At 59.9% G+C, this 14,338-nt stretch carries 12 protein-coding genes; 2 read left to right on the plus strand and 10 right to left on the minus strand.

What is annotated here, in order from left to right:
- Nucleotides 1–145: 145 nt before the first annotated feature.
- Nucleotides 146–487: a hypothetical protein gene (locus ABD997_RS09170; RefSeq protein WP_345316714.1), complete on the plus strand. Its 342-nt coding sequence runs from the start codon at nucleotides 146–148 to the stop codon at nucleotides 485–487.
- A 248-nt stretch (nucleotides 488–735) separates the two neighbouring features.
- Here the strand turns inward: ABD997_RS09170 and ABD997_RS09175 are convergent, their stop codons facing one another.
- The 10 genes from ABD997_RS09175 to ABD997_RS09220 all read right to left on the minus strand — a co-directional run bounded on the left by ABD997_RS09175 (nucleotide 736) and on the right by ABD997_RS09220 (nucleotide 12,763).
- Entirely contained in the window at nucleotides 736–2,532 is a 1,797-nt protein-coding gene (locus tag ABD997_RS09175; protein ID WP_345316715.1) for a replication endonuclease, read from the minus strand.
- Between the two features lie 3 nt (nucleotides 2,533–2,535).
- Nucleotides 2,536–2,778 (minus strand): hypothetical protein, encoded by a 243-nt coding sequence (locus ABD997_RS09180; RefSeq protein ID WP_345316716.1) that lies wholly within the window; start codon nucleotides 2,776–2,778, stop codon nucleotides 2,536–2,538.
- Nucleotides 2,779–2,790: 12 nt separating this feature from the next.
- Entirely contained in the window at nucleotides 2,791–2,979 is a 189-nt protein-coding gene (locus ABD997_RS09185) for a helix-turn-helix domain-containing protein (RefSeq protein WP_345316717.1), read from the minus strand.
- A 245-nt stretch (nucleotides 2,980–3,224) separates the two neighbouring features.
- Nucleotides 3,225–3,641, minus strand: coding sequence for a hypothetical protein (locus ABD997_RS09190; RefSeq protein ID WP_345316718.1), 417 nt, complete (start codon nucleotides 3,639–3,641; stop codon nucleotides 3,225–3,227).
- Nucleotides 3,642–3,672: 31 nt separating this feature from the next.
- Nucleotides 3,673–4,458: a hypothetical protein gene (locus ABD997_RS09195; RefSeq protein ID WP_345316719.1), complete on the minus strand. Its 786-nt coding sequence runs from the start codon at nucleotides 4,456–4,458 to the stop codon at nucleotides 3,673–3,675.
- A gap of 307 nt (nucleotides 4,459–4,765) precedes the next feature.
- The gene (locus ABD997_RS09200) at nucleotides 4,766–6,379 is read right to left on the minus strand and encodes a tetratricopeptide repeat-containing sulfotransferase family protein (RefSeq protein ID WP_345316720.1); all 1,614 of its coding nucleotides are present in this window, start codon (nucleotides 6,377–6,379) and stop codon (nucleotides 4,766–4,768) included.
- Between the two features lie 92 nt (nucleotides 6,380–6,471).
- Entirely contained in the window at nucleotides 6,472–8,883 is a 2,412-nt protein-coding gene (locus tag ABD997_RS09205; protein ID WP_345316721.1) for a TonB-dependent receptor, read from the minus strand.
- Nucleotides 8,884–8,958: 75 nt separating this feature from the next.
- The gene (locus ABD997_RS09210; protein WP_345316722.1) at nucleotides 8,959–9,828 is read right to left on the minus strand and encodes a carbon-nitrogen hydrolase family protein; all 870 of its coding nucleotides are present in this window, start codon (nucleotides 9,826–9,828) and stop codon (nucleotides 8,959–8,961) included.
- A 107-nt stretch (nucleotides 9,829–9,935) separates the two neighbouring features.
- Nucleotides 9,936–11,738 (minus strand): MocR-like pyridoxine biosynthesis transcription factor PdxR, encoded by a 1,803-nt coding sequence (gene pdxR / locus ABD997_RS09215; protein WP_345316723.1) that lies wholly within the window; start codon nucleotides 11,736–11,738, stop codon nucleotides 9,936–9,938.
- A 71-nt stretch (nucleotides 11,739–11,809) separates the two neighbouring features.
- A complete protein-coding gene (locus ABD997_RS09220; RefSeq protein WP_345316724.1) occupies nucleotides 11,810–12,763 on the minus strand; it encodes a LysR family transcriptional regulator in 954 nt (317 codons plus the stop codon).
- A 102-nt stretch (nucleotides 12,764–12,865) separates the two neighbouring features.
- Here ABD997_RS09220 and ABD997_RS09225 point away from each other — a divergent pair, with 102 nt between their 5' ends.
- Nucleotides 12,866–14,332, plus strand: a complete 1,467-nt coding sequence (locus tag ABD997_RS09225) for an NAD-dependent succinate-semialdehyde dehydrogenase (RefSeq protein ID WP_345316725.1) — start codon at nucleotides 12,866–12,868, stop codon at nucleotides 14,330–14,332.
- Nucleotides 14,333–14,338 lie beyond the last annotated feature (6 nt).

The following is a 14,338-nucleotide window of genomic DNA, read 5'->3' on the forward strand; positions in this document are numbered from 1 at the left end:
AAATCTGCCTAACAAATCGCTGCACCGGACGTTTGACCCGCCGCCCATTTTTGCTGCCGCAAAAACGGTCGTCGCCTCAAACGCCGGTGAGCTCAGGCGTTAGGCTTCCAATCGACAAATTCACAACCAATAAAAAGGGAAAGTTATGGGAATCGCAGAACAAATCTTAGATTATCAACTCAAACGCGGAGTTTTTGACAACGCGGCATTTGCAGGAGCAGAGGGGATTGCTAAGCGTGCGGTAGCCGAAGGCTTCGATACGCTATCTACAAAACAAAAATCGGTTCTTGAACCATACCTCTCAAAGACATGTTCAGGTGTCACAGATCCCGGCGGGCATCATAATGAGTGTGCGGCTGAGTTAGAAGGTGAAGCACTATTAGATGCATATCATCGATGCGATGATACAGAGTGTTTGGTTTGCGAGAGCTGCAATAGTGATGAGGGGTATTATGCCCATCAATGGGACAGAATATCACAAGAATAAAGCCTAACAAGGCCATCATAGGGACATTGTTTACTCCGCGGCGCTTTGGGGTGGCTTCGCCACTTTACCCCAAATCACCACTCCATAAACAATGCCCCATATGGCGGCGTTAATACTGAGCCTTTGAGTGGCCGGAGGTTGCACTTAACTTTGGGCTGCAAACTTTTGCTGATTGTCTCCTTCGGGGCGGAAGCGGTTACGCAGTTCTGTAATAAATTCTGTTTGATAAGGGAGCTCGGTACAGTTATTCACAGAACTCCAAGTGAAGCAGCGCCAAGAGCCAGAGCATCAAGCCGCCGCCATTCGTGGTAGCGGGTTACCAGTTTCTGGCCCAAGTACGTGATTCCCTTTAATGCATGGCTAAATGTGCCGTCATAGCGATTGGTTCGGATCTCGCCTGTATCGCCATCACATCGCACTTCGTAGAGGGGAGCTATAGCCCCTTTGGCAGCTACGGGATGTACCTCGTCGGAAGCTATAGGGTCATCGGGTGCTATAGCACCTGATGGAACGGAGTGGCCTTTAGCTGAATTTTCACCTTTAGGTGAAACGTCCTGAAGGGGTACCCCCAGCATTACCTTTAGGTACGCGGCCCAGTCACCATCATCGGCAGCGTGCCAAGCTTTAGCTAAGGCCGTACCTTTAGCGACCATGTTGGCTTTTAGGCGGCGCAGTTCGCGCCAGACTGTGACTGAGGCTCCCCCGATCTGTTGGAACTGGCGAATGCCCCAACAAGACGCCCAGGCGCGGACACGCTCGGCGGCTTCAATAGGGTCTTCCCCGTAAACGCCAGAATTGAGATTTTCACCGTCGATGTTCTTACAGATGTATTTGGCGATGTACCCCGCTGCCGAACCCTTCTCTTTGTCGATCAGCTTTACGTCAACGCGATGCTCAGCTGCCCCGGGTTCGTCACCATCCATCTGCAATGCGTAGTGACGGATGGTGTCGATAAGCGCTTGATGTTGCGATTTAGGGGCGAACAACAGCAAATGCCAATGAGGGGTTCCGTCATGCTGTGGTTCAGCAATACGAAAACCATAAGGACGGAGCCCTTTTCGTTGCCAATCTGAACGGGTTTTGGCCCAGCAGGAACGGAGGTAGGCTTGACCATCCTTTGGGGTACTGCCATCCCATTTCTCGTTGGGGTGTCCAGTTTTGCTATAGGCGCGGTGGAAGCGGCTGGGGCAGCTGATGGTGATAAACAGCCCTTCGTCACCCTGGAGTTCGGCGAACTCTTCAAATCCGCGGGCGCGGACCATCAGTTCGGCTCGGCGGACCTTCGGATTCGAGACATTGAGCGCCGACAGTTCTTTCAGGGTGTATTGCTGATCCTGCTCGTTAATGAGCACGGTTTCTTCCAGCAACAGATCGGTGATGTATCTCTGCTGTCGAGCGGTTTGTGCTTGCCAGTGGCTGCAATAGATCCCGGCAAAGCGGTTCACCCGATTCAGGCTCAGGTAGACCACCTCCCTGTTCCGCTTAACGGCCTTTTTCAGTTGCCTGTACCACCAGTCTTCACAGCACGCACGGGCAATGCTGCCCTTAACTTGTGTGGTCGGGCGCAAGATAACGGTTTGGCGCTTGGCGTAAGCCATGAGCACAGGCAGCAACGAATCATCATCAGGGTTGCTTTTGCGCAGTGACAGGCAGAACCGGGCGTTTTGTTTTGCTGTGATCTTGAGGTTTGTATCGCTCAGGTCGAAAAACTCGTTACGGGGCGAACCGCCGAGTTTCTTCTTGATGGCCTTAACCGTGCGAAGCAGGAACAGGTTCCGTTCCTGGCGGGTTGGCAGTTTGCTATAGGCGGCCATCAACATCACCTGGATATCGTGAGGAAAGCCTCGCAGGTGTCGTTCAACGAAATCGCGGTCTTGCCATTCGACGTTAACGAGCAGGCTCTCTGGAACCAACTGGGTGGCTTCAAACAGAGCCTGACGTACCCGCGATGGAAAGGCGGGAGGTGTGTTGGTTTTCCCGTTAACGTAACGGGGAGTTGGCCCCGTTACGTTAACGGGCCTTGGGACGGTTTGAGGTGCGTACATAGATCACCCCTCACTGTCCGTTAACGCGATACGTTCGTAACGGACGCCGTTGACGTATTCAGTGACGTTACGTAATGAGCCGGCCTCAATGAGCTGGAATACCACTCGCTCTGAAAATGGCCCTGGATAAGTCTCTATCCCCTCCCAGGTGCCGTGACGGACTCCCATCTCGGAGATCATTCGAAGTGCATTGCCTTCCTTAAGCCAACGGATCAGGCAACGATGAGCACGAGAGTTAATCTTCATTGCTGCCTCCCCTTACGCCGTCTGTTCGAAGATGCGGCCTTCGATGAAGGCTTCCACATCGGTAAGCCGGTACATCACGCGACGACCGACTTTAACGAAGGGGAGGGGATAGCGCCCGGTACAACGCCAGACAGCCAGGGTGCCAATGGTGACGCCGAGCAACTCGGCAACTTTGGTAGGGTTTAACAGTGGTGGGTTCATCGCATTCTCCTTGGTGCTTATCAGTGATTTCTCCATCACCGTAAGCTCGAAGAATGCGGGTGTATCTGCGTCTGCTAGCAGAAGCATGTTTTCGCTTGCAGAGGCATGTTTGTGCTAGCAAACACATGCCGTCATGAAGCCAGAATTACAGGTTGAACCTCATCGAATCAACTTCATCTGTTACGCAAGTAACAGTGGGAAGGTCCGCCGAGCGAAACGCGTAAACGGACTCCTCCTACTACGTCTTACTTGTCCCAAATGATATTCTGGTGGCATGAGATAAGGCGTTCACTCGACAGACCCTCACACTCTTGAAATCCATTCTTTTCAAGAAAGTCTTCGATTAGCCAGTTCATTTCTAAAACGACGTTATCCGACCCATATTCAGTGTCAAAAAGATCTTTTAGCCTTGTGTCGTCTCTATGCATCAAGGTTAGCAAAGTGATTACTGATCTTTTCCCCTCTTCCTGACTGTCTGAAATGTCGTCGTATAGCTGGATCAATTGGTGAACTTCCATTCGTCTATCCATAGCCAACTCAGTTAAGGCAATGGACGTTCCAACATAAGCGTCTCGACTTTCTCCTCGTCCCATCGACCAACCACCTGCATAGGAAACGGCAAGCAATATTAGGGCAAATAGCGTAACTAAAATCTTCTTCATAGTGGCATAACAATTTGTTTTTATTGATTAGTCAAGATTTAGGAAAGCCCTTTAGTGTTCCTTTCTCATATCGTATTAGCCAACGGTAGATAGTTTCCCAAAAGTCATCTTCGCTTGGAATTGGCCGACTAATCTCTTGAGCTTTAGCGATTACTTCGTTAGCGATGCGTTTTGCAGCATTGCGCGTAGATGGGTAGCTTCCCTTCTGATAAAGCTCTATTGAAAGTGCCTTTAACGGATCATCTCTGACTGATTTTGCATTACCTGCTCTACGCTTTTCATCAATGCGTTTTTGCTCTGCAAATATCTCTCTTAGAAGTTGCTTTAGGTCTTCATCCTCGTGCAGAAGCATATTGGCAAACAACTGAAAAAGCTGCTGATCAGCAAGATCTAAGTGGCCATGCCCTGCAAGCAATGCCGAAGCTTGGAGTTGGCCGCGATATTCGGTTGGCAGCAACGAAGTCAGGTACTCTGCATTGGCGACTTGCTCGGGGGTGTAGTCTTCATCGTTATCCTCATTGGCGGCAATGAGGCTTCGGGGCAGTGCAGCGAGTTTTCGAGCGATTTCCAACTTTAGTTGTTCGATGGTTTTGACGGCATTGGGCTTGCGAGCAGCTTTTTTGATGAAATCCATACGCTCTTCTGCTTCCCACGTATTCATTTCTTGGAGGTCTTGCCAACTCTTTAGCCCTAAGCATTCAGCAACAGCGTCGAGATAGAGCTGAAAGTTAGGGAGGACTGAAGCGAAGAATGCTTCAGTTTCGGTTAGAGATAGGGCGAGAAACTCTTCGAAGTTGCTTGGGCGAGGCGGAGCCATTTTTATTGCATCCTTGCTGGCAAGTTATGACGACTAATGGAGCCATTTTGCAGTGGATTGCGTTGAAGCGCAAAGTGCAGAAAATCGAGGCTTGGCCGAAGGATTAGGCCAGGAAGGGCAGAAGAAAGCTTTGGTTTGGGGTCGGCACAAGTGCGGCACAAAATATTTCACCAATTTCAAGTGATTGAATTTATAGGTGAAAAATGAAGATGTGGCCTCCCTAGGAGGACACAGACTCACAGGCCGGAAGGCATCGCCCATCTCGGCATGCCCTCCGGCTTTTTTCTGTCCCCACTTATCAAGCTTCTCACTCTGCCACTTGGGGTAAGTAGGCTGGCTTTACCTCTTCGTTGTCCAGCAAACCGGCGTGTCGGAGTACCTTAGCCAGAGGCGTGAGTTGGGCTTCATAGCAACGCCAGAGATCCCGTGCACTCTGGTATAGGGGCTGACGCACCTGAGCGGCGCTGGCGGTGGTGCTGGCGGTCCGGTTGCGGTGGAACGCCATCACCTCCTCCTGCCAGGGGAGCCCACAGTAAGCCAGTAGCTCACGGACGGTGGGCTCCGGGGCGTCCACCAGGCGTTCGTATTCGAGATGGTGAATTTGACCCGGGTGGCAGCGTTGCCAGTGGGTCATCAGTCGGTGATAGCCACAGTAGTAGTGGCCAATCTCGTTTAGGTCGTAGGAGAAGGGGTAGGCCCGGTCGAACCACTGCTTGTAGATGGCGTAGCCGGCGGCCATGGGGTGGCGACGGACATGCACGATGCGGGCGTGGGGCAGGGCCCTCAGGATCAGGCCCACGTAGAGGAAGTTCAGCGGCATCTTGTCGACGAAATAGGGCGCTGAGGCCGCCTCCGGGGGCAGGCTGTCCAGGTAAGCCTGGCCCAGCGCGTCCCAATCCAGTCGGGTACTTTCATGGACCAGTTCGAGGGGCTGGCGCAGTGAACGCCCCTGCGCCCGGGCCTGCTGCTGGCTATGGCGGCTGAGCAGGCGGGCGAAGTCGTTCAGTTCGCCGGCGCCGTGGCACTTCGAGTGGGCATCGAGGAATCGCTCCACTAGGGTGCTGCCGCTGCGGGGCAGGCCCAACACGAAGATCGGGGTGGGCCCCTGAGGTTGGGTGTGGGGCGCTGAAATGGGGCCGAACTGCTCGGCGATGGTGTCCATGATCGCCAGATCCTGCTCCACCCGGTAGTGGATCTGCCCACGCCGTTGCTGGGCGCCGACGGCCAGGGCATCGAAGGCCAGCGGGTGCTGGCCGAGATCCTCCCGCTCTTTGGCCAGGGCGTAGTGCAGGGCCGGGCAGGGGCGTTGCCGCTGGGTGATGGCAAGTTGCAGGGCATCGATGTGGTGGCGCCCGGCCTGCTGTTTTCGCAGGCTGCTGCGCAGGTACCAGGCCTCGTCATCCTCCGGGTTGAGCTCAATGGCCGAATCCAGGGCGGTTTCCGCCTCCTCGAGCCGTCCCAGGTAGCGCAGCATGGTGGCCAGACTGTAGTGCAGCGTGGCCTCACGGGGATAGTGCTCGACCAGGTGCTGATACTGTTCGGCGGCGGCGTCGAAGCAGCCCAGTTCCGACAGCAGCCAGGCGCGATCGGCCCCGAGCTGGGGATCATCCAGCAGCCCCAACTCCAGAGCGAGTGACCGACCCTCCTGGTAGCGGCAAAGCGCGCGGAGGCAGCGGATCACCTGGAGGCGGGCTGCCGGCTCAGGCGCGAGTTGGGCCGCCTTTTGTGCCAGTGCCAGGGCGTTGCCCGTGTTCCCCAGGGTCAGTGCAATCTCGCTGGCCAGCTGCCAGCCCGGGGCGTAGGCCGGCGCCTGTTGGTTCAGGGTGCGGCAGAGCGTGGCGGCCTCGGCCAGTGCCCTCTGGTCGAGGGCGGTACGCACCCGGTGGGCCAGGCTGGCGGGTGTCATTGGTTGATTAGCCATGGTCTTTCCCTTCCCTGTGAAAGCATTCCAGTTTGTAACATAAAGAAAAAAGCCGGGCTCAGCCCGGCTTTTCTGCCTCTCTCGGTCAGCGGTCAGAAACGCCAGGTCAGGGCAGCCCCGTAGGTGCGTGGCAGGCTGATGTAATCCTTGGAGCTGTTGCCGAGGAAACCCTCGCTGGGCTCGGTGCCCATGTAATTCTCCAGCAATGCCCCAGTGACCCCCTCCTCGTTGAACAGGTTCTTGGCGTAGAACGCCAGGTCCCAGTGTTCGCCGGAGAGGCGGGTCTGCAAGTTCCAGAGGCTGAAGCCCTCCAGAGTTTTCCTGAACTTGTCGCTCTGGCTCAGGGAGTTCTCTGTTTCCGATTGGTAGTAGCCGCTGAGGGTAGTGATCCAGTAGAGATCGCCATTGACCTGGTAGCTGTAATCCAGCTGCAGGTTGACGGCGTGCTCAGACTGGCCCGGCAGGCGGCTGCCCTTCTCGGCGTAGAGGTACTCGGCACCGCTGCCGGGCAGGACGATGAAGTCCTTGCTCAGCTCGGCATCCACGTAGGCGTAGCCGAAGTTGTAGCTCAGGGCATCGGTAATATAGCCACGCGCCTCCAGCTCCAGCCCTTGGCTGCGGGCCTTATCGCCGTTGACGGCGGCGAAGAAGCCCCAGTTGGCGGTGGCAATATTGAGCTGGGGGTCGCTCCAGTCCATGTAGAAGGCGGAGACGGTGTAGCTGTGGTTATCGGTGGCGCCCTTTACCCCCGCTTCGTAGTTGATCACCGAATCGGAGTCGTAGCGCTGGTAGGCGGGGTCTTCCGCCAGGAATCCCTCAAGGGGAACGGCATTGGCGCCGCCGCGACGATAACCCTCGGACACCGTGGCATAGAACATGTGCTGGCGGCTGAAGTCCCAGGAGAGGTTGCCCTTGAACAGGAAATCGTCATCCTCGGTCTTGAAGTTGGGCTCGCTGTCGAAGCCGGGCCAGACCGGGAACGCCATCACGGTGTTATTGGTGAACTCATTGTCAAACCAGCGGGCGCCGGCGGTCAGGCGCAGGCTGTCGCTGATGTGGAAGGTCAGCTCGCCAAACACCGCGGTATCCTTGAAGGTTTGGTCCCGACGGTAGAAGAAATCCTGGTCCTGGACATCGGCTCCCCAGCTTATCCAAAGGGCCGCCTGATCCGTGGCCTCCATCCAGGCGGCCCAGCCCGGCATGAAGCTGTCCTGGAACGCCTTGAGGTCTTGGTCCATGTAGAAGGCGCCGAACACCCAGTCGATAAAGGCGTCCTCGGCGTTGGAGACGAGCCGCAGCTCCTGCACGAAGGCATCATCCTCGTAGCCGCGCTGCGCCACCGCCAGTGGGCGGGGCGTGCCGGCGTAGAGGCCGCTGAACCAGGCGTTCTTGGCGTAGAAGCCGGTGTTATCGCTGATGGATTCGCCCTTATGGTTATAGAGCGAGCTGGAGGAGCTGAGGGTGGCAAAGCCCAGGTCGAAGTCCATCTCCAGGGCGGTGAGCTCCACCTCCCGCTCCGAGGGCTCCAGCACCACGGCACCGTTCTGGTACTCGCCGTAGGGCTGTTCGGTGCCGTCGACCCAGTTGGTGCCCCGGGTCACCTGGCGCCGGCCGCCGGTGTCATCCTCCTGGCGCTGGTAGCTGAGAAGGGCGCTGAAGATATCCACCGGCTCAATCAGAATGGCGGCGCGGCCGTAGGTGATGTCCACGGTGTCGGCGTCTTCGACATAGCGAAACTCCGGCCCGCCGGCGGCAATATCACCACCCACGGCGGTGGGGGCGCCACTGCCATCCAGTTGGTAGACGTTGGCATAGTCGACGATGCCGTCGTTATCGATCTTACCGATGTTGCCCCGAAAGGCGATGTGCTCACCGAGGGAGACATTCACCAGGCCATCGTAGTTCAGGTTGATGCCGTCGGAGCCATCGGTCTGGCCCAGGTTAACGCTGACCTGGCCGGACAACTCCTCCATCTGGGGGCGGTTCATGATGTAGCGGACGGTGCCGGCCAGGGAGCCGGAGCCGTACAGGGTGCCCTGGGGGCCGCGCAGCACTTCCACCTGGGAGATGTCCTTGAGGATGAAGTTGGCGAACAGCGGCGTGTCATCGATGTAGGTGGCGACTGTGGGCACCGCGGAGAGGGAGATGTCCCCCTGGGTGGCGGAGTCTACGTTCATGCCCCGGATCATGATGCTGTTGACGGTGCCGGAGTTGCGATAGCCCCGGTCGATGACGGTGATGCCCGCGACGCCGCGCAGCAGGTCGACGGAGTCCACGATGCGCTGGGCTTCGAGCTCCTCGCCGCTGACGGCGGAGATGTTGTAGGGGATCTCATGGATCGACTGCACCCGCCGGGTGGCCGTCACTTCGATCCGCTCTATCTCGCGGCCACCTTGGGCCTCCTCGGCGTTCAGGCCAATGCTCAGTCCGCCCAGGGTGGCGGCGCTGATGGCCAGAGCCAGTTGGGAGCGCTTAAAGCGCGGTGTGTTCGCCTTCACTGCCATCGGTCGTCCCTCTCAAGAATGGTTCATCCTCTCCAACCTAAACGGCCGCGTTGGATCGGTGTTAGAGCCAGTGGATTAGTCGTTATGGTTCCAGTTGCGCGGTTTTGGCCTGGCCAGGGGGCCTAGTTTGTCCAGGGCCTCGGAGCGTGCCCCCGGTTGGTAGGGGGGGTAGGCCAGGGGGTGGTCACGGAAACTTTTCAGCGGCTGGCCGAGCCCATGCCAGCCCCGCTCCCGGCAGCGACGCAGGTAGTCCAGGTCCAGCTCCACCAGGATCACCTCGTGGTGGCTGCTGGCCTGGTGGAGCACCTCTCCGCCAGGGCCGGCAACGATGGAGTGGCCCACCCCAAGATCACCGGCGGCGTTGATGTCGAGCATGTAGAGCTGGTTCATGGTGGCGTTGGCGCGGGTCAGGGCCAGCTCGGCATTGCGGTCGATGGTGTTGGTGAGGGTGGGGTGAAGCACCACCTCCGCCCCCTGCCAGGCTAGGGTGCGACACACCTCGGGAAACCACATGTCGTAACAGATGGCGATGCCGAAGCGCCCCACGTCGGGCACGTCGAAGGTGACGCACTCGCTGCCGCTGCTGACACCGGTTTCGTAGGGCAGGAAGGGAAACATCTTGCGGTAGCGGGCGATCACCTCCCCATCGGGGGTGATCACCGGGGTGGTGTTGTAGATGGCGTCCCCGTCGCGCTCGTAGAGGGAGCCGGGCAGCAGCCAGATCCCCAGCTCCGCCGCTAGCTCGACGTAGCGTTGCTCCGCCTCGCCGGGCATCGGCTGGGCAAAGCGGGGGGCGCTGCCGAAGGTGCACAGCTCCGGCAGCAGCACCATATCCAGGTGAGGAAAGCGGGTCTTGGCCAGGATCACCTGCTGGCGGATGGCGGCAAAATTGTCCTGGTGATTGCCGAGGGCCAGCTGCAACCCGGCCACGGTGAAAGTACTCATAGGCTCACTCCCTGAGGCATGCCCACAGACGCGGGCCGATGAGGGATAAGCTAGGAGATGGGGCTGGATCGCTGTAGTACCAGATGGAAAACGGCGACTGGGCCAATTCAGCTGACCTGGCTGAAGAAGGCGGAGTCCGCCAGGTGGCCGTCTCGGAACCAGAGGATGCGGTTATCGTCCAGCACCACCTCGAACCCCGCCACTTCGCCGTAGGACCAGCTCTGCCACTGACGGTACCAGCGGTCCCCCTCCAGCCACCACTGGCCGCGATCGCTGCGCTCGTCCCGTCGCCCCTCCCAGCCCTCCATGGTGCCATCGGGGTAGAGGCGAATGCGGTAGGGATCCCCGAATACGGTGCGGCCGAGAAACTCGCAGTGGCCGAGGTGCTCCCGCAGACCCTGGGCATCCAGTTGCCGCCCGCTCGTGCCCTCAAGCCGTTGCCGGGGTGCATCGGAAAGCTCCCAGAACAGGGCGGCCAGCGCGGCGATCCCCGGGCGGATCTGTGCGGTGGGGATGCTGGAAACGCCGAGCCTCAGGGCGTTTTGGGGCGTGCGTGGGTCGCCGAAGAAGCGCTGCACCGGCTCCAGCAGGATCCCCCGTTTGGCCGCTTCATTGGCCAGCTCCTGGCTGCCCAGCTCCGCCGGCCCCTGGATCCAGCAGCTGCTGCCGCCGACGGTGCGGGAGGTAACGATGGCGGTGGGCAGGTAGTGGTTGAGGGCCTCCCGCAGCTCGCTCCAGCGCTCCGCCAGTTCGGTATTGAGCCGGCGCATCAGGGTGTCGTAGTGGCCGAGCGAGAGAAACCGCCCCAGGGTGTGCTGATTGTTGGTGGGGGGATGACGCAGGATCTGGCTGCGCAGGGCCCGGGCCCGGGCGATGAGCGGTGCCGGGGCCACCAGGTAACCCAGCCGCAACCCCGGCGCCAGCACCTTGGAGAAGCTGGAGCAGTAGAGCACCCGGCCGGCTTGGTCCAGGCTCTTCAACGCCGGGTGGGGGTTACTGACAAAGTTGCTCTCCGGTTCATAATCGTCCTCGATGATGAGGAAATCCTCCTCCTGCGCCCGCGTCAGCAGGGCCTCGCGCCGGGCCATGGAGAGGGTGACGGCAGTGGGCACCTGGTGGCTGGGGGTGACGTAGACCAGCTGGGTGCCCCGGGGAATGCTCTCCACTTCCAGCCCTTTGGGGTCCACCTCCACCAGCGCTAGCTTGCTGCGCCTCAGCTGCACCAACTGACGTATGCCGGGGAAACCCGGCTCCTCCACCGCGACCTGGGTGGACTCATCTGAAAGCAGCTGCATCAGCAGGTAGAGCGCCTGCTGGGAGCCGGTGGTGATCAGGATCTCCTCGGCGCTGGCCTGGATCCCCCGTCGTGGCAGCACCTTGGTGCGGATCTGCTCCACCAGCAGGGGGTCGTCCCGGTTGGCGCCATCGCTGGCCCAGTCGTGGATCGCGTCTATGCCCAGGCTCAGGCGAGAACACTCGCGCCAGGGGTTGGTGGGAAACAGCGAGGGGTCGAACTGGCCATCGATAAAGGGGTAGGGGTATTTGTGCCAGTTATCCGGATAGCTGCGCGCCAGTGGCTGCGGGGGCTCCTGCTTCAGGTAGCGGGACCACTCCAGTTCGCTCCGGCTGGATTTTGGGGGCAACGCCACTTGGGCCGGCGTCGGTGTGTCGCAGACAAAAAAGCCGCTACGCTCGCGGCTCTCCAGGTATCCCTCCTCCACCAGGGCGGTGAAAACATGGACCACGGTGTTGCGGGCGACACTGAGCTGGTCCGCCAGTTTTCGGGAGGAGGGCATGCGGCTGCCGGCGGGAAAGAAGCCGTTGCCGATGGCGGCGATCAGCTTCTGTTTGATCTGCTGCTGCAGGCTGAGGCCGCCTTCATTATCCAGTTGAAACAGGTGGTTCTGCATAGGGCCTGGGTGCCGTTAGGGGTACGCACTCAACCTATCCACTTTTGTAACCAACAGCAAGGTGACTGATTTTATTGAGAACTGTCTGAGCCTTCCGGGGCAGGTTCTGTCACCTTCGACAACAGCATCCGCTTGAGCAGCGCCGCCTTCGCCTTCTCCCGCGCTCCCGCCTTGTAGGCCAGCGCCAGTTGTACCGGGTAGCCGCGGCTATCGGGCTTCAGCAGCCGCATCCGTCCGTCCGCCAGGTAGGGGGCGAGGTAGGTCCGGGGGAAGAAGCCGAGGTAGACGCCGGAGAGCACCAGCGCGGTGCGGGTTTCATAGTGGTAGGCCCGGGCGGTGAGCCGCATCTTGCGCAGCACCTTGCGGCCAATCTCATTGAGCTCCACCCCGGGGTGAACGGTATCGCAGGCGTCGATCTCCTCGTCGTCCAAGCTGTCGTCGTCCCGGCCAAACAGAGGATGGTTGCGGCCGCAGGCGAGGTACATCTGCTCCCGGTAGAGGGGGACGTAGAGGAGGCCATCGATATTGCGGTAGTGGGGCAAGAGGCCAACATGGGCTTGTTCGTTGAGCAGCGCCTGCTCGATCTCCGGCAGGGTGGCGGACTGCAGGGCAAACTGCAGCTGGGGTTCCTGTCGGGCCAGTTCGGCGATGGTGGCGGGCAGGTTGAGCGGGGGCGCCAGGGCCAGGTCGTCGGAGCACCAGAGCACCAGGTCTCCCCGCAGGGTCGGGTCGAGATCCTGCACCTGGTGGCTGAAATGGTCCAGGGCCGACAGCAGCTCCAGCGTGGCCTGGTAGGTCTTCTGTCCCGGCTCGGTGAGCATGAACCCCTGCCGGCCCCGGCGGCACAGCACCAGTCCCAGCCGTTGCTCCAGGCTCTTGATGTGGATGCTGATGGTAGAGCGGGTGAGGTTGAGGCTGGATTCGGCCGCCGCAAAGCCCCCGCATTCGGCAACGGTGCGGAAGATACGCAGCAGCTTGATGTCGTAATCGCTGACCGGGCGGGGCAGGGAGGGAGCTCGGTACATAGTTTTAGGATTCTCAAACTGATTGTTTAAAGTTTAATCTTTACCTGGGTTTACGCCCGGATTCAAATGGAGACTCCTTTCCGTTTGCTTAAGGAGTGCCAGATGCACGGTTTGTCCGATAACGCTTTGCTGCAAAAAGGATCTTTCATCAATGGCCGATGGGAGGTCAGCGCCGACACCTTCGAGGTACGCAACCCCGCCAATGGCCAGCTGCTGGCGGAGATCAGCAACCATGGTGCCGAGGCGGCCACGGCGGCGGTGGAGGCAGCGTACCAGGCCCAGAAAGCCTGGGCGGCCCTGCCCGCAGCCAAGCGCGCCGAGACGCTGATGGCCTGGCACGATGAGATGCTGGCACATCAGGAGGATCTGGCCCGGCTGCTCACCCTGGAGCAGGGCAAGCCGTTGGCGGAGGCCCGTGGGGAGATCGCCTACGGGGCCAGCTATATCAAGTGGTTCTCCGAGGAGGCGGTGCGGATCTACGGCGACACCATCCCCGCTCCCTCCGGCGATAAGCGGTTGTTGGTGATCAAGCAGCCGGTGGGGGTGGTGGGCTCCATCACCCCCTGGAACTTCCCCAACGCCATGATGGTGCGCAAGGCGGCACCGGCGCTGGCAGCCGGCTGCACCTTCGTGGCCAAGCCGGCCTCGGAAACGCCCCTCTCCGCGCTGGCGGTGGCGGAGCTGGCCCGCCGGGTCGGCCTGCCGGACGGCGTCTTCAATGTTGTGGTGGGCACCGATTCCGCCGCCATTGGCAAGGTGCTCACCCAGCACCCCAAGATCAGCAAGTTCTCCTTCACCGGCTCCACCGCCACCGGCAGTAAGCTGCTGGCGCAATGCGCCGAGGGGATCAAGCGCACCTCCATGGAGTTGGGCGGCAATGCCCCCTTCATCGTGTTCGATGATGCGGATCTCGACGCTGCCATCGAGGGGCTGATGGCCGCCAAGTTCCGTAACGCCGGCCAGACCTGTGTCTGCAGCAACCGGGTCTTCGTCCAGCAGGGGGTGTATGACGCCTTCGCCGAGAAGCTGGCGAAGGCGGTGGCGGAGCTGACCGTCGGTGATGGCCTTGTCGAGGAGACGAAGATCGGCCCCCTGATCAACGAGGCGGCGGTGGAGAAGGTCTCGGATCTGGTCAGCCAATCCCTCTCCCAGGGGGCCAGTCGCCTGGGCAGCGTGTCGCTCAGTGCGGAGCAGCAGGCGCGGGGCTTCTACTACCCACCGACGGTGCTGACCGGGGTAAGTAACGCCATGGCGTTGGCGCGCAATGAGATCTTCGGCCCCGTGGTGCCGCTGATCCCCTTCGAGGATGAAGCGGACGCCATCGCCCAGGCTAACGACAGTGAATTCGGCCTGGCAGCCTATTTCTACAGCCGGGATATCGGCCGGGTGTTCCGGGTCAGCGAGGCGCTGGAGTACGGCATGGTGGCGGTGAACGAGGGGATCCTCTCCAACGCCGCGGCGCCCTTCGGGGGCGTGAAGGCCTCCGGCCACGGGCGGGAGGGCTCCAAGTACGGCCTCGACGATTACCTCGACATCAAATACCTCTGCCTCGGTGGCATGGACAAATAGGGAGCC

It is taken from the genome of Ferrimonas gelatinilytica (genome assembly GCF_039544205.1).
In the GTDB taxonomy this organism is placed as follows: Bacteria; Pseudomonadota; Gammaproteobacteria; order Enterobacterales; family Shewanellaceae; genus Ferrimonas; species Ferrimonas gelatinilytica.